Below are 20,272 nucleotides of genomic sequence, written 5' to 3' on the forward strand. Positions count from 1 at the left end.
CAAGGGTATGGGCTTTGTTTTGCGTTTTTATATACATTAATCAATTTTATCGGAGATAAAATCTTTGCGTCCTAAAAAATATATTCTACAATATTATTTTGCGTCTTTGCGTTTTCCAATGTTTATTATTTCAATCTGATGGATACTGCATTTTTGTGAGCAAACAGACCTTCTGCTTCTGCCATGAGCTCTATCGTTTTTCCTAAATTCTGAAGACCTTCCTTTGAAAGATGCTGAAATGTTATTTTCTTTACAAAACTGTCCAGCGATACTCCACTGTAATTCTTTGCATAAGCATTGGTAGGAAGCGTGTGATTGGTTCCGCTGGCATAATCTCCTGCGCTCTCACAGGAATAGTTTCCGAGGAAAACCGAGCCTGCATTCTGAATCTCAGGAATATATTTTTCAAAATCCTTGATCGCCAGAATAAGGTGTTCAGGAGCATAAAGGTTACTAAACTCCAGGGCTTCATCCAGGGAGTTCACTAAAATAAAAGAGCTGTTCTCCAAAGCCTGACCAGCAAACTCATTTCTGGGTAAGTCTCTGAGCTGCTGCTCAACAGCCTCTATAGTTTCGTCAAACACTTTAAGGTCTGTGGTAATAAAAACAACCTGACTGTCACTGCCGTGCTCTGCCTGTGAAAGAAGATCTGCAGCACAAAATTCAGGAACAGCCTGCTCATCTGCTATGACAAGAACTTCACTTGGTCCGGCAGGCATATCAATGGCAACTCCGTAACGTTGTGCATATTCTTTGGCTGCTACTACAAACTGATTTCCGGGGCCAAAAATCTTATTCACTCCAGGAATACTTTTTGTCCCTAAAGCCATAGCGGCAACAGCTTGTGCTCCACCAATTTTAAAGATTTCCGAAACTCCACAAAGTTTAGCAGCATACAGAATCGCAGGATTGATATTCCCATTCTTATCCGGCGGAGTACACAATACAATTTCTTTACAACCTGCCAGATTTGCAGGAACAGCAAGCATCAGTACTGTGGAAAATAAAGGAGCCGTTCCTCCGGGAATATAAATCCCAACTCTCTCTACAGCACGGTTTTCACGCCAGCAAACCACTCCTTTTGTCGTCTCTATTTTTTGAATTTCATGCTTTTGAGAAGCATGAAATGTAGAAATATTTTCTTTTGCCTGCTGAATTGCCTGTTTCAATTCATCATCAATCTGCTTTTCTGCCTCTTGAATTTCTACATCAGATACTTTAATACTCACCGTTTCGGCTTTATCAAATTTCCTGTTGAATTCTATTAAAGCTTTATCTCCGTTTTTTTCAACTTCCGTGAATATTTCTGTAATCAGACCTGAAATCTCTTTCTGCTCAAGAACAGGACGTTTTACTAGCTCTTTCCAGGTATTTTTTGTGGGATATCTGTATATTTTCATTGTATTATTTTGAAAGTTTTTTTTGAACCATTAAGATTCTTTTAAGTTGTTAAGTTTCATTAAGATCATAGCTGAAGCTATATTATTCAGCTATCTTAATTGCTATTTTTTTTGATAAACGCAAAGACGCAAAGTTTTTTCTAATCTTTTACTTTTTTAAGGCGCAAGAAAATCGAAGATTTTCAGCAAGTGTTTGAATTATATCTTTTTTTTTAAAGCAGCATTTTATCGGAGATAAAATCCTTGCGCCTTAAAACAGTATTAATTTCATTTTCATTGTGCCTTTGCGTTAACCAATACTAACCATATTAATAGTCAATATTTTATATTAAATAACCATTTTATCAATCGGGATGATTAAAATATCCTGAGCTCCATTGTCTTTCAGTTCATCAATCACTTCCCAGAAACGCACTTCATCAATAACAGAATGAATACTGCTCCAGCCTTCTTCTGCAAGAGGAATAACTGTAGGGCTTTTCAACACGGGAAGAACTTCAGATACTTTTTGAATTTTTTCGTTGGGAACATTCATCAGAATGTATTTTGAATTTTTTGCTTTTAAAACTGCCTTGATTCTGAACACAAATTTCTCAAGAATAGCTTCTTTTTCAGATGATAATTGAGGAGTTTGAGCTAAAACAGCCTCTGATTTCAGCAAAGTGACAGTCTCGCGCAATCCGTTTTTGAATAAGGTACTTCCAGAACTCACAATATCACATATCCCATCTGCAAGACCAATATTAGGAGCTATTTCAACAGATCCTGAAATCACGTGAATATCTGATATAATTCCTTCTTTTTCTAAAAAACTTTTGAGGGTGTTAGGGTAAGAGGTTGCAATTTTTTTACCCTGAAAATAAGAGATTTCGTCGGTCTCTACTTCTTTGGGAACAGCCAGTGAAACACGGCATTTTGAAAACCCAAGTTTCTGAATTGTTTTGATATTTTTACTTTTTTCAATCAGAAGATTTTCTCCAACAATGGCAATATCCACCACTCCGTCTTCCAGGTATTGTGGGATATCTGAGTTCCGAAGGTACATGATTTCCATCGGAAAGTTATCTACTGAAACTTTGAGCTGGTCTTTGCCGTTATTGACATAGATTCCACAGTCTTTGAGAAGCTGAAGGGATTCTTCGTAAAGCCGGCCGCTTTTTTGGATTGCAATTTTTAATTTACTCATTTTGCCTTTTTTGAGGTCTGAGCAAATAAAACTGATCTAATGAAATTTCTGAGGAGAATCCTGGAAACAAAAAAACCGCCTATTTACTCAGACGGTTTTAATTATTTTTGATTTTAGCACATACTTATATCAATCAATTCCGCCTAACAGAGATGATGATGATAATGATGTAATGCTAAAAATATTGGTTTCATTGTTTGAATTATGATGCAAATGTAGGATTTATTTTTAAAATGCAAAGTTTTTTCAGATTAATTTTTGATAAAAATTCATCAGCTGCTTTGCAATAGGTTCGTCATTAAACTTCTGAACAAACTCGAAACCCTTTTCCTCACGTCGTTTTCTCTCGGATTCATTTTCCCAGAGAAATTTGATTTTGGCCCGGATGTCAAGATCATTATCCGGATTGATGTAAACAGAGTCTTTTCCTCCCGCTTCTGGCAGGCAGCTTGTATTGCTGGTAACCACAACTGTTTTGGAGAAAAGTGCTTCTATGACAGGGATTCCAAAGCCTTCAAAGAAACTTGGATAAACAAAAATATCTGCCAGTTTATAAAGACAAGCCAGCTCATCCATGGAAACACCTTCAAGGAATAGCACCTGCTTTTCCATTTTGTTCTTTTTCAGAAATCTTTCTATTTTCTGGAAATATTTGGTCTTCCTTCCTACCACAACCAATGGAATTTCTGTACCATTGACTGCTTTTACAATGTTCAAAAGATTTTTTCGGTCTTCGATAGTTCCTACGTTGAGTATAAACCTTTCCGGAAGCCTGAACTTCTCTTTTACCTCCTGCATCAGTTCCGGAGACTGCTGTTCTTTAAAAGCCTGATGACATCCCTGATAAATGACTTCAATCTTAGTTTCAGGAACTTTTAAATATTGAATGATATCTCTTTTGGTCTGTTCTGAAATAGCAATAATTTTATCTGCCATTTCAGCTGCTTTTTTAAACTTCCAGAAGTGGATTCTCCTGTCAAAAAAAGAATAATACTGTGGATATCTTACAAAGATCAAATCATGAATGGTAACGACCTTTTTAATAGGTTTTGAGTCCCATTTTAAGGGAAGTTCACCAGATAATCCATGAAAAATATCAGCGTTTTGCTTCTGGGCATCTTTACCCATTTTAAGCTGACGGGAAAAGTTTCCTTTTGAAGTTTCAATAAAATGAACATTCGGGTGCTCCAGGATATCCTTTCCACGCTCCGATTTGTTTTTGTTCAGTAACAGATATTCGTTTTCCGGTTCATATTCGGAAAGAATTCTTACAAGATCTCTCGAGTAATTTCCAAGACCGGAGGTATTATGAAAAAACCGTTTTGCATCAAAGGCAATCTTCATCGTTGTATCTGTTTTTGAAATTCCTGGAATGTACCGAATGTATGGCCTTTTTCTTTCAGCCAGCTTACAAACGCATCAAATCTTTCCACCATATCTTTTCCGGAGTTCTTTACGGTAAAACCAGGCAGTTTAAATGCTTCGTCTTTGATCTCTGCAAATTCCCACGGATGGAAATAGATGTTCAGATATTGATCTTTTTTTAAGCAGTCCGAAGCCAGTTTTTTGTAGAAAAATAAGGGAAAATTGTGAAAGCTCAACCAAAACAAAGGAACCCTGAAATTAGGAGAAACCGAAGCCGGAACCTGGGTTACATTTCCTTCTTTAAAATAAGTTCTGGATACTTTTAAATTATTATATCTTCCCGGCAAAAATGTGGGATTAATAGATGAATTGTATGAATAGCCTGCTTTTTCCACTTCTTTGTCGTCTACAGGCATCATTCTTGGCATTCTCAACCCTGTTACCTTTGTGGAAAATAGTTCTTCCAGCTTTTCCCTTGATTCCTTCAGGTGTTTGTCTTCAAATTCTGAATGAAACCATGTATGAGAAGCCAGTTCATGACCTTCGTTTAATAACCTTTCAATAAGAGGTTTGCTGTTTTCTGCAAAAACTACTGTAGAAAAGAAAGTAGCTTTGGCATTATGTTTTTTAAGGATATCAAGAATTCTCTCTAATCCTGTTTGTGAAATTGAAATCTGCTTTTCAAAGGGAATTTCACCCTTATATTCTAATGGCATATCAAATTCTTCAATATCAAAACTCAATAAAACCATTTTAAAAATTTTTGTTTTTAATAATATAATTAGGTCTGTCTTTCACCTGTTTAAATATTTTACCTAAATAAATTCCCATGATTCCGAGGATGATTAACTGAAGCCCTCCGAAGAAAACAATGGTCATAATTAATGATGCCCAACCAGAGATCTCCGTCTTTGCAATGAAAGAATGAATCACATAGGTACCGTATCCGATTACTGAAAGTGCTGAAAATAAAAAGCCCAGATAAGCCGCAAGATACAAGGGTTTTACACTGAAAGCTGTGATTCCCGTGAAGGCAAAAGTGAACATTTTCTTAAGATTGTAACTGCTTTTTCCTGAGAGTCTTTCTGCTGCGGTAAAATCAATTCCTGTTTGTTTGAAACCCATCCAACTCGTTAATCCTCTGAGGAATAAATCATCTTCATTAAAGTTTCTCATCACCTCCACTGCCCTCGCATCCAGTAATCTGAAATCTGAGCCACCACCTTTCGTTAAATTAACATCTGACAGGCTTGATAAAAGCTTGTAAAATAAGTCTGATGTTTTTCTTTTAAAAAAAGAAATCTCTTTGGGATACGTTCTAAAGGTAAAAACGACGTCATTACCTTCTTCCCATTTCTTAATCATCTCCGGGATAAGCTCCGGCGGATGCTGAAGGTCTCCATCCATAGAAATGACTGCATTTCCGTGGGCATTATCCATCCCTGCTTTTACAGCGGGCTGATGTCCAAAATTACGGGAAAACTCAATGAATTTCACTTCATCATACTGACGGGAAAGTTCTTCTAATTTTTGTTGCGTATTGTCTCTGCTGCCATCATTCACAAATATGATTTCAAAGTCATAGTTATTCAAACCATCAAAAACTTCTTTAATTTTCTGATGGATCATGGCAACGTTACCTTCTTCGTTATAGGCGGGAATTACAATTGAAATTTTCTTCATATTTATTAATTCAAGCTATAATTTTTCTCAAAATCTTTAGTCAGGAGTTCATAAGTTACTCTCAACCAGATCATAATACAAGGTACTGCTTTTAATGAATATTTGATGATATAATTTTCTTTTACAAATTTCGGGAATAGATCCGAAGTGGAGAAACAAGTGAAAATAATGACAAAAACAAGCAATCCAATAATAAGCGGTGTTCTTTCTTTCTGAAGAAAAAACCATATCAGTACTCCTACCACAGCAATAATGTATGTTGGAGATTCTGAACTGGAGCTGAACAGGACCAGAAACAGTAATGTTGAAGCCAGAATCATCAGTTGGAAAGCATAGTGTTTGTATTGCTTAATTCTGATATAAGGCAACACAAAAAGCGGTAATCCACCTGCTAAAAATACAAGATTGGAAATGGAGGCATCCCCCAAAATTCTTCTTACGAAGCCCATTAATGAGATATCCTGCATATTTCCCAGCACCTGGTTTTCATTATTTTTTTCTACGATAGACTGAAACCAGTCTGAGTAACACTGAATCACAAACTGCGGACTTGAATAGGCCATTGGAAGTACGAAAAATAGGATGGCAATGCCTACTCCTGAAAGAATAAATTTAGTCTTATTTTTAATAAAGAAAAACTGCGTTAATCCTACTATTCCGTAGATTTTTACAAATATTCCGATTAAAATGGCAGTTACCGATTTCACTTCTTTTCTTTCGTAAATGTATACTGCAGATAACAGCAAAAGTCCTGTCAGTGCTACATTGAACTGCAAACTTAAAGCTGCTGTAATATATTCCTGAAGGCAAAGCAATCCGAAAATAGCTTTCTTGCTGTCTGAAAACGGCAGTTTATAAATTCCGTAGATAAAGATAAAGGTGTTGGCAATATTCCAAAGTGAAATTCCCAGCCAATCCGGCATCATGGCAAAAGGAGCAATCAATGCACTGAAAAATACGCCATAATGATTCAGGTCAAAATAGAGATCCGGATAATGGATAAACAGATTTTTCTGATGAATGGTATTAAAGAATACGTTTTTAAAAATCAGATAATTATTGATCGCATAATCTCCTCTCAGATATTTGGAAATAGCGGTAACAACGGATATAATAAGATAAACCCCAAATATATATTTAGGGTTTAATAATATTTTAAGAAATTTTTCTTTCAAGATTGTGATATTAGCTTAAAGTATTAATCTTAAACAGCTACATTATTATCTCTCAATGCATCATTCAGAGACGTTTTCTTATCTGTAGATTCCTTTCTCTGACCAATGATCAGTGCACATGGAACCTGATATTCTCCAGCCGGATACTGTTTTGTATAGCTTCCAGGAATGACTACTGAACGGGCAGGAACTCTTCCTTTGATTTCGATAGGAGTATCTCCTGTAACATCGATAATTTTTGTAGAAGCGGTCAATACTACGTTTGCACCTAGCACGGCTTCTTTTTCTACGTGAACTCCTTCTACAACGATACATCTTGAACCGATAAAGCAATCATCTTCAATGATTACCGGAGCAGCTTGTAAAGGCTCCAATACTCCACCGATACCAACACCACCACTCAGGTGAACGTTTTTACCGATCTGCGCACAGCTTCCTACGGTCGCCCAAGTATCTACCATTGTTCCGGAATCTACATAAGCTCCAATATTTACATAAGATGGCATTAAAATAACTCCCGGAGCAATATAAGCTCCTTCTCTCGCTACTGCATGTGGTACAACTCTCACCCCTTTTTCAGCATAACCTCTCTTCAAAGGCATTTTATCATGAAATTCAAACGGGCCTACTTCAATCGTTTCCATTTTTTGGATCGGGAAATACATTACGACAGCTTTTTTCACCCATTCATTTACCTGCCATCCGTTTTCAGTAGGTTCAGCAGTACGAAGTTCACCTTTATCAACTAAAGAAATAACCTCTCTGATCGCCTTCTGGCTGTCTTCATTTTGTAATAGTTCTCTATTATCCCAAATATTTTCAATAGTTTGTTGTAACGACATGTTTCTTATTTAAATTAGTTTGAAAAATTATACCTGCCAAAGATACAAAAAAGTTCAGCAAAATGGTTTTTAAGATGATGCTTTTAATGAAGGCCAAACATCCTTGCAACCCTATTTTTATATGCAACATATATTGGTCCATGCTGTTTTAACAGATAGTCTTCTTCAATCCGGATTTGAATCTGCATCAAAATACTTGCAATCAAAAGAAAAGAAAAAGTAATTACCGTTGGAAAAACAAGAAAAAATCCTGCAAGACTGATGGTCATCCCCAGAAATATGGGATTTCTTGAGAACCTGAATAATCCATGAGTAATAAGTTCTGTTTTTGTTGTGCTATCAACCCCGATCCGCCATGAATTTTTCATTTGCAGCTGAGCTATTATAACCCAAATCAGTGCTGAAATCATGATCACCACTCCAGTATATTGCAATGGAATATATTCCAGCATGGTAATTTTAAAAGCATTAAAAATCTTTTCTGGTAAAAAGAGTAAAAGCATTGTATAAATAAAAAGGACACACAAAGTCATCTTAAAATAGAATCCTACAAGTCCGTAGACAGAATCGTCTTTGGGAAGGATATTTGGGTTTTTACCGATCTGTTTTGCTACTTTATAACTGATTCCGACAAAGGAAATGGTAAAGAATACGATGAAATATAAAGGAATAAAGAATCTGATGAAATCTGCCATATGATAATAGTTTTGGGCAAATTTCCTGAGTTTAATGATGCAATACTATTGCAATGACAGAGACTTTATTGGGATTCCAGAAATTCCTTTCCTCCGGAGGGGTGGCAAAAATTCAAAGAATTTTTGACGGGGTGGTTAATTATAAGTTTTGGCTAAAGCCGGTTGAAGTTTTTATTTTTCGATAAACGGGCTAAAGCCCGTTCCTATTGAATTTTTAATCCAAAATAATAAACTCTATCGTTTTCGCAACATGTTTTTCCTGAATAATTCCTTGTGAATATGGACTATTATGATCACTGTTATATTTTGTCAGATACGCCTGATTAATTTCTTCAGTAAGATCGCTGATATCTTCCGGAACGAGAGCTTTTATCGCATATGTTGTTTCGCCACATAGGATTTCACCTGCTGAATTTTCTAAAAAGGTATTATACCAGCTTCTTCTGGCGAGTCCCCAGGATCTTGCAAATATTCTGTTCTGTACCACAACCATCCATATTTCCAGGAATTCAGGTCTTTGATTTCCAGCTTTTATTCCGATAATCGTATTGTTTTGAATGTAATCTAATGCAGTGTCTTTGTTCATTGTTTTAATTTTTCAGTAAAACTAAAACATGAAAAGAGGAATGAAAATTTATTTATACATGAGATCAAAAATCTGATGTCGTTGGATCATTTTCTGATGCAGACGAGTTTTTAAAGCATCATTTTACCGAGAGCGGTTTGCAGACATTCTTTATAGCTTTTGGCTACAGTAATTTTTAAGTCGCCACAAATTAAGTGATTGTCTTCGAAAGATTCAATATTCATCAGATTGATAATATATGAATTATGAACCCGCATAAATTCGTCCGGCAGGCTTTCAATCAGATCTTTAAGTGTTTTGTAGTAAATATATCTCTTGTTGTCGATAGTATGAACTTCCACATAATTTCCGAGCCCTTTGATCATACTGATATCTTTTAAGAAAATCTTAATCAGCTTCTTATCTGTTTTAATGAAGGCAAATGTAGGGTTCTCTATCATTTTACTATTTTTACAGAACCCTTTGGGCATGAAGGTAGGCCTTATTCCAGTATTTTTCGTTCAGGGAAGAAATGATTACACCTTTTGAAGTAGAAGCATGAATAAATTTCACTTCTCCGTCAGGACCAATATCATGAACTATTCCTACGTGGGATACTCTGCTTCCCCCTGCGGTTGCGAAAAATAAAAGATCTCCGGGCTTCACATCTTTGATATCAATATTCTTTCCTGCATCAGCCTGATCAGAAGATCGTCTGGGAAGACTGAAGTCATTTTCTTCGAATACTTTTACTGTAAATCCGGAACAGTCAAAACCTGAAGAAGTATTTCCTCCGAATTTATAGGGTGTCCCGATGTATTTTTCTGCATCTTTCAGAATATCATTGATTGATCTGGAGACATTCCCATTAAATTTTGAATCCAGCTTTCTGAGATTTTCAGCTTTCGCTACGTTCTTTGTATTTGATTTCTTACTGGCAGAAGCACTTTTCGAAGATCCGCAGGAAACTACAAAAGCAGATGCCATCAGTAAAACAGACAGCTGCTTTATCCTTATTCTTTGTTCAAATAATCCCAATCCCATATTCATCTGATTTATACTTAATTAACTAATTCATGACAAATATACATTTTATATTTTAATTATAATATAACTATACTACAACTATATGATAAATATATGTTAAAATTTTGTTTTCCATTATTTATTGGTATATTTGATTTCTATTTTGAAGATATGGCGACATATGAAAGTGTAATTAAGATTACAGGAGCAGTGGGCGATCTGGTATTTTATACTCTGAACGGCAAAAATGTAGTTCGGAAGAAAAGCGGGTTCAATAAAGCTGCGTTTAAAAAAAATCCGTCATATGAGAAAGTAAGACAGAACAGTTCCGAATTCGGGCACTGTTCAAAAATCGGGAAGATCATCCGGAAGAGTCTTGAGGTGTATATTAAAGAATCGGGTGATCCCCTGCTCTACCAGAAGTTTGCAAAGGTGATGACGGCCATCAAGGATTTGGATATTATTTCCGAAAGAGGAAAAAGAACGGTTGAAAACGGTTTAAAGACTGAAGAAGGAAGGAAGCTATTGAGAGCATTTCAGCTGGGTACAATCCATACTGTTTCAGATTGTATCAGAAGTCAAAACCATGTTTTATATAAGAATAAAGGTTGTACCACAGATGAAGGAGTCATCTTAACCTTACAATTAGATTCTGAAAGTTACAGCATAGAAACTCATGAAGAAATAATAAGCTGGAACCAACAGGAGGAAAAGTCTTTTAAAAAATATTTCTCCGAAGATGATTTTCTACTTTATTTTGTAGCATTGAAGAATGAGAAAGACGAGATTACCCATATGGGATTTGTTTAAATAAAAAAGTCTGCAGTAGATTCTGCAGACTTTCTTGTTTTTATTTCTTTTCTCCTTTCCAGCTTCCTGATATCGCAGGCGTTGGAAGTGAGTTGGACCAGTTTCCGTTTCCTTTTTTCTCTGTCGTTAACGTTCCTTTGAAATCTCCTTGTGATGGAAGCCCTACTCTGGCGTTCAGATCTCCTGTCTCACTTAAATTTCCGGTAATGCTGTAATTTTCATTATTCACATCGGAATGCATTGTTCCTACTACTTTACCACTCTCGTCTACCACAAAGTTCCAAACTCCCTTATCGCTTCCTTCATAAGAACCAGACCATGTTCCTACATAATCATAAATAGTATCATCATCAGAGCTGCAACCGATAAATAAAAACGCCGTTAATAAAAGTAAAAAAAGTTTCTTCATAGTTTCAGTAGTTTTATAACCTAAAATCCTGTTATTCTCATGTACTTTCCTCTTAAAAATCCAGTCACAGAGAATATTGCTTAATATGTATTATTTTTTGTTCCGTGCAAATCTACTAATTTTTTCATTCAAATTATCTGAATTTTAATTAGCACCCAATATGTTTATTAAAAAACAACATATTTTGGCTAAAATACAAATATTTTTCAAACAAATACAAGCTGTGTAAATTTTGAGTTATTTTAAAAATATACGTAAAACTTGGTATTATTAAATTCAATATTCGTTTACAATTACTTTATATCAGATTTCAAAGGTTTTTTCTCCCTATTTTAAAGTTATTTCCTATATTAGTGAAAAATTTAACCTTTTCAAATAATAACATGAAAACAAAAACATTCTTTTTGGCAACACTTGCTATCGGTGGGAGTTTAACAGCACAGGTTGGGATTAATACAGCTACTCCTTCTCATACATTGGATGTCAATGGTCTGGTAAGAGTAAGAGGACTTTCAAATGCTGAAAAAAAAATTGTAGCAGCGGATGCACAAGGAGTTTTAACGCTTATTTCTCCGGAAGAAATTTTTGCACCGAAAGCATTATTAAACACTTCAATGTCAGCTACTGAGCAAAGGCTGACTATTTATGAAGGAAAATGTTTCCAGCCTGTTGACAATGCTTCTTCCTGCACTGTTTCAATCAATCATTACACCTCTTGCGCCGGGTTCAGCAATCCTGTAGATACTCAAATTATTGTAGGACAAGGAATTAATACCAGCAACGGACAGTTTTTAGGTACATGGACAGCCCGATATGTTGATAATAAGGGATTTGCAGGCTCGGCTCCCGTTGCTAACCAGACTGCTCCTGATTATCCCAGAATTTCTTATCCAAGTACTAATACAGTCAACTATTTAGGAAGCGGAAACTTTGCCGGTCAATGTAATACCGATTTGGTGACCACCATTAACCAAACGACCGGAGATATAAAAATAGAGTCTGTAAAGCGAAGCATGTACGCACACCTTGTGTACCTTATTAATATTGCCCGCTCCAGATCTTTATAATAGTCGATATTTGATTTCAAAAGAGGCAGCCACAATTGAATTGTGGCTGTTTTTTATTTAAGAATTAATGATTTCCATTTAACTTAAGAGTATTAACTTCTATATTCAATCAAAGACTTTAATAATTCTTATGTTAAGCTGTAAATAACCAATCCAGTTTTTTTTGAATGAAAATGAAATACATCACTTAAAAACCGTACTATTATACTATGAAACAGATACTGACTGAAGAAATTTTTTCCTCACCACAATGGTTAAAAATAATCTGTTATTTTTTCGGTCCTCTCTTAGTTTTGACTGGATTCGGTCTTCTCATGCAGAAAGATCTTCCACAAGAGATTATTTTTTTGGTGCCATTACTTTTGCTGATTGCTGTGAGTATGCTGATGTATACCCGGCTAAAATTAATCATTTCAAATACGGAAATCCGCTTTACAGGTGGTTTGAAACAGCATCAGTTTCTCTGGACTGACATTACAGGAATAGATATGAAAATCGTTGGAAAATATTCAACCCCAGTCTGTACTGTATACTATGGCAAAAAATCACTGGAGCTCAATAGAGGTTTTTATTTAAAAGGAAATTTCAATAGAATCTTATCTTTATTGGAAATGAAGGCCGCACCGGAACTTTTCTCTAGGCAATATCAAACGATCCGCCGTCACCTCATTTAGTTAAAATGACCCAACAGAAACGCCCCCTATTCGGAGGCTAAAACTATAGGATGAATGAAAAACTTTTCCCAAATGTATGAAATATTCATCCTGAGTTTTATGAGTACAGTCATAATGAAACATTTTCCCAATTAACCGGATAAACAAAGATTAATTGATAATGTCTCCGTTACTATTTTCTAATTTTTCCCGAAACTTCTGAAGATCTTCAGGCTTGGGTCTGTTCCAGTCTGTGATCTCTCCTATGATTTTCAAAGGCATTTCGGAACGATAAGAGCGGGTCGGATTTCCTGGAAACTTCTTATCTGTTACGTTGGGATCATTTTCGAAATTTCCTGTTGGCTCTACAATATAAACCCTTTCTGCTCCATCCCCTTTTGCCAGTGCTGCAGCAAGACCTGCTCCTTGAGTGAAAGCGGTGAAGTAAATATGATTCATTTTAAATTCTGACTTATAATTTGAGTTTCCGCCAGCGGTCAAAAGATCTCCAAACTGTAAATCAGCTTTTGTTCCGTGGTAAAAAGGACCTTTGTCAGACGGATGGTTTTTAAACAGTTCCGACAACTCACCATTCTTTTTTGAATTTTCATGATCGCCTAAGTTCTGATAGCATTGGGAAATATTAAGATAAAGAGAAGGCAAGGCACTTTTAACGGTATCATCATTAATTTTTAAGGCAAACGCTAAGGAAATTTCAAGCCACTTTAATTTATCTTCCACCCTTTTCTGATGACGTGATACATAATGAGATGCCAGAAACTTTTCATGGTCATCCGAAGCTTCTTCCCAGGCTTGTAAAAATAGTCGAGTCGCTTCTTCAGGCATTTCTTTCTCTTCAAAGCTCATTCCTTGCAAACAAAGCTTAATTACCGGATTAAAAGGAGAAAATTCCATGTTTTATTTTTTTCAAATCTAGGGTATTCTGTTGGAATTCTTTTGCTTAAAAGCAGATTTATATTTTAAAATCTATTAGTAAACCAAAAACTGTTCTTATTATCTTTTAATTTTCACCTAATAAAATCAACAAAATATTTGCAAATATCAATTAAATACTTACTTTTGTACCGCTTTAAAATAAAAGACGGGGGATTGGCGCAGTTGGCTAGCGCGTTTGACTGGCAGTCAAAAGGTCACGGGTTCGAATCCCGTATTCTCCACTGAGTGTATTTGAAAAAGTCTTCAAAATGCGCTAAAAGCTGATTAATCCTGCAAAATTAGATTTTTGCAGGATTTTTTTTGAACGAGAAAATTCAGATTTTTCAAATAAACTCGTAAAGTTTGTGGCAAAATCGTGGCAATTTTCAGATTAAAAAAAATCATAACAGGCATTAATTAAATAATTGATTATCAACATATAAAAGCCTTTAACGACTTGACTCAAAGAATCTTTAGTTTGACTTTTATAAACCTTAAAATGTTGAATTATGTTAGAGCAAAGTTATGGTCTCTTTTATTTCTTAAAGAGTGCAAAAAACAAAACAATTCGTACAGTGTATGTCAGGATTACGGTAGACGGTATACCAAAAGAAGCTTCAACAAGAAGGCAATGGGCTATCAACAGATGGGATCAGAAAGAAGGTAAAGCCATCGGAACAAAGGAAGACGCAAAAACTTTAAACACTTTCCTTGAATCATTGACAACCAAAGTCAATAGTTTTAAAACAGAACTATTTAACAAAGGGATTCCTGTTTCTTCAGTAGACCTCATTAATTTTGTAAATGGTCGCTCAATAAAGCGTAACAAAGTTCTTGAAGAGTTCTTTGAACATAACGAGGAAATAAAGGCGCTAGTTAGAAAGAAAGAGTATTCCAAAGGAACTCATACTCGTTATGTCACAGCAAGATCTCATGTCAGGGATTTTATAAAAGAGAAGTTCCAGCGAGAAGACATTGAATTTACTGCATTAAACTATGAATTTGCTCAGAACTACTACATGTATCTGAGAACTGCCCGAAATTGCTCAAATAATACGGCAATTAAATATATCAGTAATTTCAAAAAAATAATTCTTAGGGCTGTTGCTAAAGATCTAATCTCTAAAGATCCTTTCAAACTTTTTGTTGGAAAAAAAACGAAGTTAAGAAAACAGCCATTGACTAGATTGGAACTTAAAAAACTAGAGGAGTTTAGCTTTGATTCAGAAAGACTGGATGTTGTTAGAGATATATTTATCTTTCAATGTTATACTGGATTGGCATATATTGATGTTTAACAGCTTAAATGGGAAGATATTAAGGATGGTAATGATGGAGGTTTATGGATTATGAGCAGCAGACAGAAATCAAAATCTCAAACTGATATTCCACTGTTACCTAAGGCCGTCGAAATTATGGCAAAATATAAAAATGATCCTATTTGTATACAACGGAAAAGTGTGCTTCCCGTTAGATCAAATCAAAAAATGAATGAATACCTGAAGGAAATCGCCGAAATTTGTGAAATAACAACAAATCTCAACACTCATAAAGCCCGTAGAACATTTGCAAGTACTGTCACTCTCAATAATGCCGTTCCAATTCATGTTGTTAAAGAAATGTTAGGTCACTATTCTGTAAAGCAGACTGAAGACTATGCTATCACCGAACAGGAAGTTATAGGTAGAGAAATGAAAGAACTGGAATTTAGGCTAAGAAATGGTAAAAGTAGTGATCAAAGGGAAGAGTTGAAGAAAATGGTAGAAGAATTAGAGTCTGGACTCTACTCAATAGTTAATATAGATGCTTTAAACAAAGACAGTAATTATCAAGTTAATATAGTCAAGGTTCAATCTATTATAGATAAAATAAACTTGCTATTTAATAATAATAAACAATAAACCTCAATACGTGTATTGAGGTTTATATTATCAGCCAACTTTAAATTTCGTTATTTTGACGATACTGCGAAATCCAGGATGGTATGAGGGTTCATAGGTAATATAGCCGAGGTCTTGCAATTGTTGAAAATATTTGTGATATGTTGGAAAAGTTGCAATATGAGATAGTTTCATTAATTTGCTACGACTGACCCGTATTATTTCTCTTTCATCCTGCTTATGGGCAAGTGGACAATCGCATAAATAAGGGATATATGCCATACATTTAAACGAGGATCCTTAGTAACATTCGACATATAATGCAACCAATATTCCCTGATATTGCTATTCATCTTTAAAAAGATTTAGCAGATCCTGCTTATTGTAATAATATGAGCCCAAGATCTTTTTGTGTCTTATTTTCCCGGAAATTCTAAAATTCTGAAGCGTTGCAGGAGAAATGTCCATCAACTTTCTAATTTTCTTACTACGTATCCAATCAAAATCCTCGTCTAGTTCATTTTGATTATTCTTAGTGCTTATTAAAACTTCTATATCTTGGACTATCTGAGCTCGCAGCAAGTCAAGATCTTGTTTTGTAATTGTTTCCATAAGTCAAAAATTTATGGATCAAAAAAACGATGGATTTACTGCTGTTGGGAAAATAATAAATAAATTATCTGCAATTGTCTTATGTTATCCTAACTATGACAGAATAATTTTAATTCTATTTTAAAGATAATTTATTAAATAATAGATAAGGGAGAGGGAGGTATATGAACCAACCGCTCCCAAACGATTTGAACGTACTTGTACAGTACTTTTTTATGAGTACCCGATATGGATTTTTATCTTGTTTCAAAGAATCATCATACGAAATGATTATACAAATTACATAATTCAAATCTAATTATAGCATTTAAGTTATTTTATAATTTTATCGGCTGAACACAGAAAAAGGCGGTATTATCTATAAAATTTTACCTTATGCGGAATCCACACATATTAGAACTATTCTTCTTTACGATGTTGTGTTTTAAAGGTTCTATAATATATTTAAAATATTTTATTTCGAATTCAAAATTTATAATTTCCCCAGTCATTTTATAAAATTAAGTAATTAGGAAATTAGGAAATCGAACTTTTGCGTTTCTTCGGTGTATTTATCAGGTTTTCATGTGGTTGAAGCTTCATGTGGTCCTAACAAAGTTAATAACTCCAACAGCTGAAAGATACTTATTCCAGGATTATGAATTTTCTCTATCATTATCAATACATATAAAATCAAAGGCCTCCTGAGGAAGCCTTCGAAACACCAAATCACAAAATATTAATATGAAAAAATAACCTATAAAGCTGTTGCAGTATAAGTTACTGTTTGAGTATAAGTTCCGGCTGGTTTACCTAAAATATCAGAAGATGAGGATTTTGCCGCTGGAATAGTGTAGTCCAGGTTCAATGTTAATGCACTTCCAAGAGGAGCATTGGATACTAAAGTCTGATCCGTTGCAGATAAAACTACTGCGCTTTTTGTTCCACCCATGGTTCCAGCAGCTGTAGCTGCTTTGATCGTCAGAACATTTACAGGGATTAAGTTGGTTCCATTCATAAAATTAGCGCCTCCTGCTTTTACTTTCACATTAAAGTTCTTCGTTGAAGTAACTTTTAGGGAGTTGGCTTTAGTAATTGTTTGATCAGAGTTATAGTCTGATGCAGTAGCATAGTTAAAATCAACCGTATTACCAATGGCAGTACTTCCCGCGTCGATAGAGATGACATCGTTCAGGGTAATGTTTACCGTTGTGGTTGCTGTAGTATTTTGGGCTTGAACATTATTAGTTCCTAATATGATTGCTCCAAAAGTTAAGGCTGTGATTACAATTTGTTTTGTCATGGCAGTAATATTTTATTGTTATTTTTATTTAATTGTTATCTTTTGTATACTGCAAATTTATAGCAGCCATAAAAGTTTCTTTGTAGTGGAAAACGGAAGTTCATGTAGTAAAATCACTACACGGTTTATTGATTTGACTTAAATAGTAAAATCCTCAACACTTAGAAGTGTTAAGGGCGTATATAAATTCCTGTTATTTCTATTATAAAGCTGTCGTATATAAATTATCCGTTTATAACAGTATTCATTTCATTGAGGATTTGCAAATAGTACAATCTCATTGTCCATATTTTCTAAAGACTAGTAACTGCTTTTTTACTATGATTCTGCATATAGTCATTATTACATCGGCACTTTTAAAATAAGAAGCATTTATTGCTGGCAAACAAGTGTTCTTTTGGCATTAGCTAACTTTTCAGAGGACATACGGCGCAGTATCCATTTCGTATTTCAGTTAAACCATTCTTTCTACTCTTTCAAACTATTTTTGGCTACGCAAAAAGTTGATTTGGCTACAGAGGATTTTTTTGCAATACTGAAATTTGTTTCAATAAAAAATTTAAATAAAATGAAAATTATTGTAACAGGATCGTTAGGAAATATCAGTAGACCATTAACCGAAGAATTACTCGGTAAGGGTCATGATGTAACGGTTATCAGCAGCAGTTTTGCAAGACAAGCAGAAATCGAATCTTTAGGAGCAAAAGCAGCAATAGGAACATTGGAAGATGTAGATTTCCTTGCTGAGACTTTCGAAGGAGCAGATGTTATTTATGCAATGGAAGCCATCAATAGTAAGGCTTTTTTTAATCATGAGATTGATTTTATTGAGACTAATATTCAAATTGCTAAAAATTATAAAGAGGCCATTGAAAAATCAAATGTTAAAAATATAGTCCATCTTAGCAGTATTGGAGCCCATATGGACAAAGGAAATGGAATCCTCGCCTTCCATTATGAAGTTGAGAAAATCCTAAATACGCTGCCGGAAAATGTTTCTATCAAATTTATGCGTCCTGTCGGGTTTTATTACAATATGTTGGCATTTATTCCCACTATACATTCCGATAATGCCATCATCCAAAACTATGGCGGAGATGAAAAAGAGCCATGGGTTTCACCTTTCGATATAGCAGCCGTAATTGTGGAGGAAGTAGAGAAACCTTTTATGGGAAGGGAAATCCGCTACATTGCCAGTGAAGAGATTTCTCCTAATAAAATAGCACAGACATTAGGCGAAGCCATAGGCAAACCGGATTTACAATGGATTGTTATTTCTGATGACGATCTACTAAATAATTTAGTGAAAGCCGGGATGAATCCTGAGACTGCAAAAGGTTTTGTTGAGATGAATATGGCAAGGCGAGGAAATGTCCTGTACGAAGATTATTATAGAAACAGACCAGTTTTAGGTAAAATTAAAGTTCAGGATTTTGCGAAAGATTTCGCTGAAATTTATAAAAATAGTTAACTTTTATTCATTCTGAAAATAGAAAGCCTCTGACTTCGGTCATATTCAATCTGAGCGGAACCAGAGGCTGTTTCAGAGCAGATAAATTATTCCAGTAAAATAAGTAACTTCGTTGTATCATGAAACAGCCTGTCAGAATAAAAACCATAAGCGAATTCCATAAGTTCAGAGGGCTTCCGAAACCTCAACATCCATTGGTCAGTCTGATTGATTACGGCATGATCAATCATCAGGTAGATCAGAATGAATTGAGCTGGATTCTTGATTTTTATTCAATTTCAATCAAGCGAACTTCCGGTTCTAAGATTAAATATGGCCAACAACAATATGATTTTGACGAAGGAATGATGTTTTTTATGGCTCCCGGGCAAGTTTTTAGCGTGACTATAGATCCTGACAAAAATAAAAGGGAAAAGCATGCGGGATGGATTTTGCTGATTCATCCGGATTTTCTTTGGAATACTTCTTTAGCTAAAAACATTAAGGCCTATGATTTTTTTGACTATTCAGTGAATGAAGCTTTATTTGTATCGGAAAAGGAGGAAATAATCATTCAGCAGATCACAGAAAATATTGAACGGGAATATCATTCAAATATAGATAGATTCAGCCAAAACATCATTATTTCACAAATTGAAACTTTATTAAATTATGCTGAACGTTTTTATCAAAGACAGTTTATCACCCGAAAAATTTCAAATCACAAAATTCTTGATGCCCTGGAAGAACTTCTGAACAATTATTTTAACGACGAAAATCTCATTACCAAAGGATTACCAAGTGTACACTTTGTAGCTGAAAAGCTAAATGTCTCCCCCAGCTATTTAACCGGCTTATTAAAAATTTTAACCAAACAGAGCACTCAACAGCATATCCATGAAAAACTTATAGAAAAAGCCAAAGAAAAGCTATCAACCTCAAACCTTTCCGTAAGCGAAATTGCCTATGAGTTGGGGTTTGAGCATCCACAATCGTTCAGTAAGCTTTTTAAGTCAAAAACAACTATATCGCCTTTGGAGTTTAGACAATCTTTTAATTGACTGATCTGCGATGATTAAAAATTTTCCCTGCGCAAAATAATTAGGATGGATAATAACATAAAACCATGACACTAATCCCATATTGATAGAAAAATTAAGCAATTAAAAAGGCGATTAGTGAACTGAATTTGCAGTTTTTTTGAGACAAAATTTATATACTCTTTACGGTTAAAGT

Annotated in this window: 21 protein-coding genes, 1 tRNA gene and 1 pseudogene; 8 read left to right on the forward strand and 15 right to left on the reverse strand. The window is 34.9% G+C overall.

Going from position 1 to position 20,272, the window contains the following annotated elements:
• Positions 1–125 precede the first annotated feature (125 nt).
• From hisD to ODR02_RS08145, 11 genes are all read right to left on the reverse strand, one after another.
• Positions 126–1,400 (reverse strand): histidinol dehydrogenase, encoded by a 1,275-nt coding sequence (gene hisD / locus ODR02_RS08095; protein WP_309512087.1) that lies wholly within the window; start codon positions 1,398–1,400, stop codon positions 126–128.
• A gap of 328 nt (positions 1,401–1,728) precedes the next feature.
• A complete protein-coding gene (hisG, locus tag ODR02_RS08100) occupies positions 1,729–2,586 on the reverse strand; it encodes an ATP phosphoribosyltransferase (protein ID WP_309512088.1) in 858 nt (285 codons plus the stop codon).
• Positions 2,587–2,832: 246 nt separating this feature from the next.
• A complete protein-coding gene (locus ODR02_RS08105; RefSeq protein ID WP_309512089.1) occupies positions 2,833–3,930 on the reverse strand; it encodes a glycosyltransferase family 4 protein in 1,098 nt (365 codons plus the stop codon).
• A complete protein-coding gene (locus ODR02_RS08110; protein ID WP_309512090.1) occupies positions 3,927–4,703 on the reverse strand; it encodes a polysaccharide deacetylase family protein in 777 nt (258 codons plus the stop codon). Before ODR02_RS08110 ends, ODR02_RS08105 begins: the two co-directional genes overlap by 4 nt.
• A 1-nt stretch (position 4,704) precedes the next feature.
• Positions 4,705–5,634, reverse strand: a complete 930-nt coding sequence (locus ODR02_RS08115) for a glycosyltransferase family 2 protein (protein ID WP_309512091.1) — start codon at positions 5,632–5,634, stop codon at positions 4,705–4,707.
• A gap of 5 nt (positions 5,635–5,639) precedes the next feature.
• A complete protein-coding gene (locus ODR02_RS08120; protein WP_309512092.1) occupies positions 5,640–6,809 on the reverse strand; it encodes a glycosyltransferase family 87 protein in 1,170 nt (389 codons plus the stop codon).
• A 29-nt stretch (positions 6,810–6,838) separates the two neighbouring features.
• On the reverse strand, positions 6,839–7,651 hold the full coding sequence (locus tag ODR02_RS08125; RefSeq protein WP_209784536.1) for a 2,3,4,5-tetrahydropyridine-2,6-dicarboxylate N-succinyltransferase: 813 nt from the start codon (positions 7,649–7,651) through the stop codon (positions 6,839–6,841).
• An 83-nt stretch (positions 7,652–7,734) separates the two neighbouring features.
• Positions 7,735–8,346: a methyltransferase family protein gene (locus tag ODR02_RS08130; RefSeq protein WP_309512093.1), complete on the reverse strand. Its 612-nt coding sequence runs from the start codon at positions 8,344–8,346 to the stop codon at positions 7,735–7,737.
• A 214-nt stretch (positions 8,347–8,560) separates the two neighbouring features.
• Positions 8,561–8,932 carry a DUF2255 family protein gene (locus tag ODR02_RS08135; protein ID WP_309512094.1) on the reverse strand — a complete coding sequence of 124 codons (372 nt, stop codon included), beginning with the start codon at positions 8,930–8,932 and terminating at the stop codon, positions 8,561–8,563.
• Between the two features lie 110 nt (positions 8,933–9,042).
• Positions 9,043–9,372, reverse strand: coding sequence for a LytR/AlgR family response regulator transcription factor (locus tag ODR02_RS08140; RefSeq protein WP_209784538.1), 330 nt, complete (start codon positions 9,370–9,372; stop codon positions 9,043–9,045).
• A 10-nt stretch (positions 9,373–9,382) separates the two neighbouring features.
• The gene (locus ODR02_RS08145; RefSeq protein ID WP_209784539.1) at positions 9,383–9,955 is read right to left on the reverse strand and encodes a C40 family peptidase; all 573 of its coding nucleotides are present in this window, start codon (positions 9,953–9,955) and stop codon (positions 9,383–9,385) included.
• 153 nt (positions 9,956–10,108) lie between these two features.
• Between ODR02_RS08145 and ODR02_RS08150 the strand changes: the two genes are divergently transcribed.
• Positions 10,109–10,747 carry a hypothetical protein gene (locus ODR02_RS08150; protein WP_309512095.1) on the forward strand — a complete coding sequence of 213 codons (639 nt, stop codon included), beginning with the start codon at positions 10,109–10,111 and terminating at the stop codon, positions 10,745–10,747.
• 40 nt (positions 10,748–10,787) lie between these two features.
• On the opposite strand, the gene ODR02_RS08155 is transcribed toward ODR02_RS08150, so the two are convergent.
• Complete coding sequence (locus ODR02_RS08155) at positions 10,788–11,156, reverse strand: hypothetical protein (protein WP_105682437.1); 369 nt, start codon at positions 11,154–11,156, stop codon at positions 10,788–10,790.
• A 383-nt stretch (positions 11,157–11,539) separates the two neighbouring features.
• Here ODR02_RS08155 and ODR02_RS08160 point away from each other — a divergent pair, with 383 nt between their 5' ends.
• Together ODR02_RS08160 and ODR02_RS08165 are read left to right on the forward strand one after the other, a co-directional pair.
• Positions 11,540–12,223, forward strand: coding sequence for a hypothetical protein (locus ODR02_RS08160; RefSeq protein ID WP_309512096.1), 684 nt, complete (start codon positions 11,540–11,542; stop codon positions 12,221–12,223).
• Positions 12,224–12,432: 209 nt separating this feature from the next.
• Complete coding sequence (locus tag ODR02_RS08165) at positions 12,433–12,897, forward strand: hypothetical protein (RefSeq protein ID WP_309512097.1); 465 nt, start codon at positions 12,433–12,435, stop codon at positions 12,895–12,897.
• Positions 12,898–13,047: 150 nt separating this feature from the next.
• Here the strand turns inward: ODR02_RS08165 and arr are convergent, their stop codons facing one another.
• Complete coding sequence (gene arr, locus ODR02_RS23580; RefSeq protein ID WP_408915353.1) at positions 13,048–13,461, reverse strand: NAD(+)--rifampin ADP-ribosyltransferase; 414 nt, start codon at positions 13,459–13,461, stop codon at positions 13,048–13,050.
• 519 nt (positions 13,462–13,980) lie between these two features.
• Here arr and ODR02_RS08175 point away from each other — a divergent pair.
• From ODR02_RS08175 to ODR02_RS08185, 3 genes and pseudogenes are all read left to right on the forward strand, one after another.
• Positions 13,981–14,054, forward strand: a tRNA-Ala gene (locus ODR02_RS08175).
• A 267-nt stretch (positions 14,055–14,321) separates the two neighbouring features.
• On the forward strand, positions 14,322–15,110 hold the full coding sequence (locus ODR02_RS08180) for a site-specific integrase (RefSeq protein ID WP_309512099.1): 789 nt from the start codon (positions 14,322–14,324) through the stop codon (positions 15,108–15,110).
• A gap of 12 nt (positions 15,111–15,122) precedes the next feature.
• Positions 15,123–15,713 (forward strand): annotated as a pseudogene (locus ODR02_RS08185) (site-specific integrase); the annotation flags it as partial.
• Between the two features lie 324 nt (positions 15,714–16,037).
• Here ODR02_RS08185 and ODR02_RS08190 read toward each other — a convergent pair.
• Positions 16,038–16,304, reverse strand: coding sequence for a DNA-binding protein (locus tag ODR02_RS08190; protein WP_209784545.1), 267 nt, complete (start codon positions 16,302–16,304; stop codon positions 16,038–16,040).
• A 736-nt stretch (positions 16,305–17,040) separates the two neighbouring features.
• Positions 17,041–17,586 carry a peptidoglycan-binding protein LysM gene (locus ODR02_RS08195; protein WP_209784546.1) on the reverse strand — a complete coding sequence of 182 codons (546 nt, stop codon included), beginning with the start codon at positions 17,584–17,586 and terminating at the stop codon, positions 17,041–17,043.
• 568 nt (positions 17,587–18,154) lie between these two features.
• Between ODR02_RS08195 and ODR02_RS08200 the strand changes: the two genes are divergently transcribed.
• Positions 18,155–19,057 carry an NmrA family NAD(P)-binding protein gene (locus tag ODR02_RS08200; protein WP_209784547.1) on the forward strand — a complete coding sequence of 301 codons (903 nt, stop codon included), beginning with the start codon at positions 18,155–18,157 and terminating at the stop codon, positions 19,055–19,057.
• A gap of 119 nt (positions 19,058–19,176) precedes the next feature.
• The gene (locus tag ODR02_RS08205; RefSeq protein ID WP_209784548.1) at positions 19,177–20,097 is read left to right on the forward strand and encodes a helix-turn-helix domain-containing protein; all 921 of its coding nucleotides are present in this window, start codon (positions 19,177–19,179) and stop codon (positions 20,095–20,097) included.
• Positions 20,098–20,272 lie beyond the last annotated feature (175 nt).

Source organism: Chryseobacterium sp. CFS2, from assembly GCF_036543225.1.
Classification (GTDB): Bacteria; Bacteroidota; Bacteroidia; order Flavobacteriales; family Weeksellaceae; genus Chryseobacterium; species Chryseobacterium culicis_A.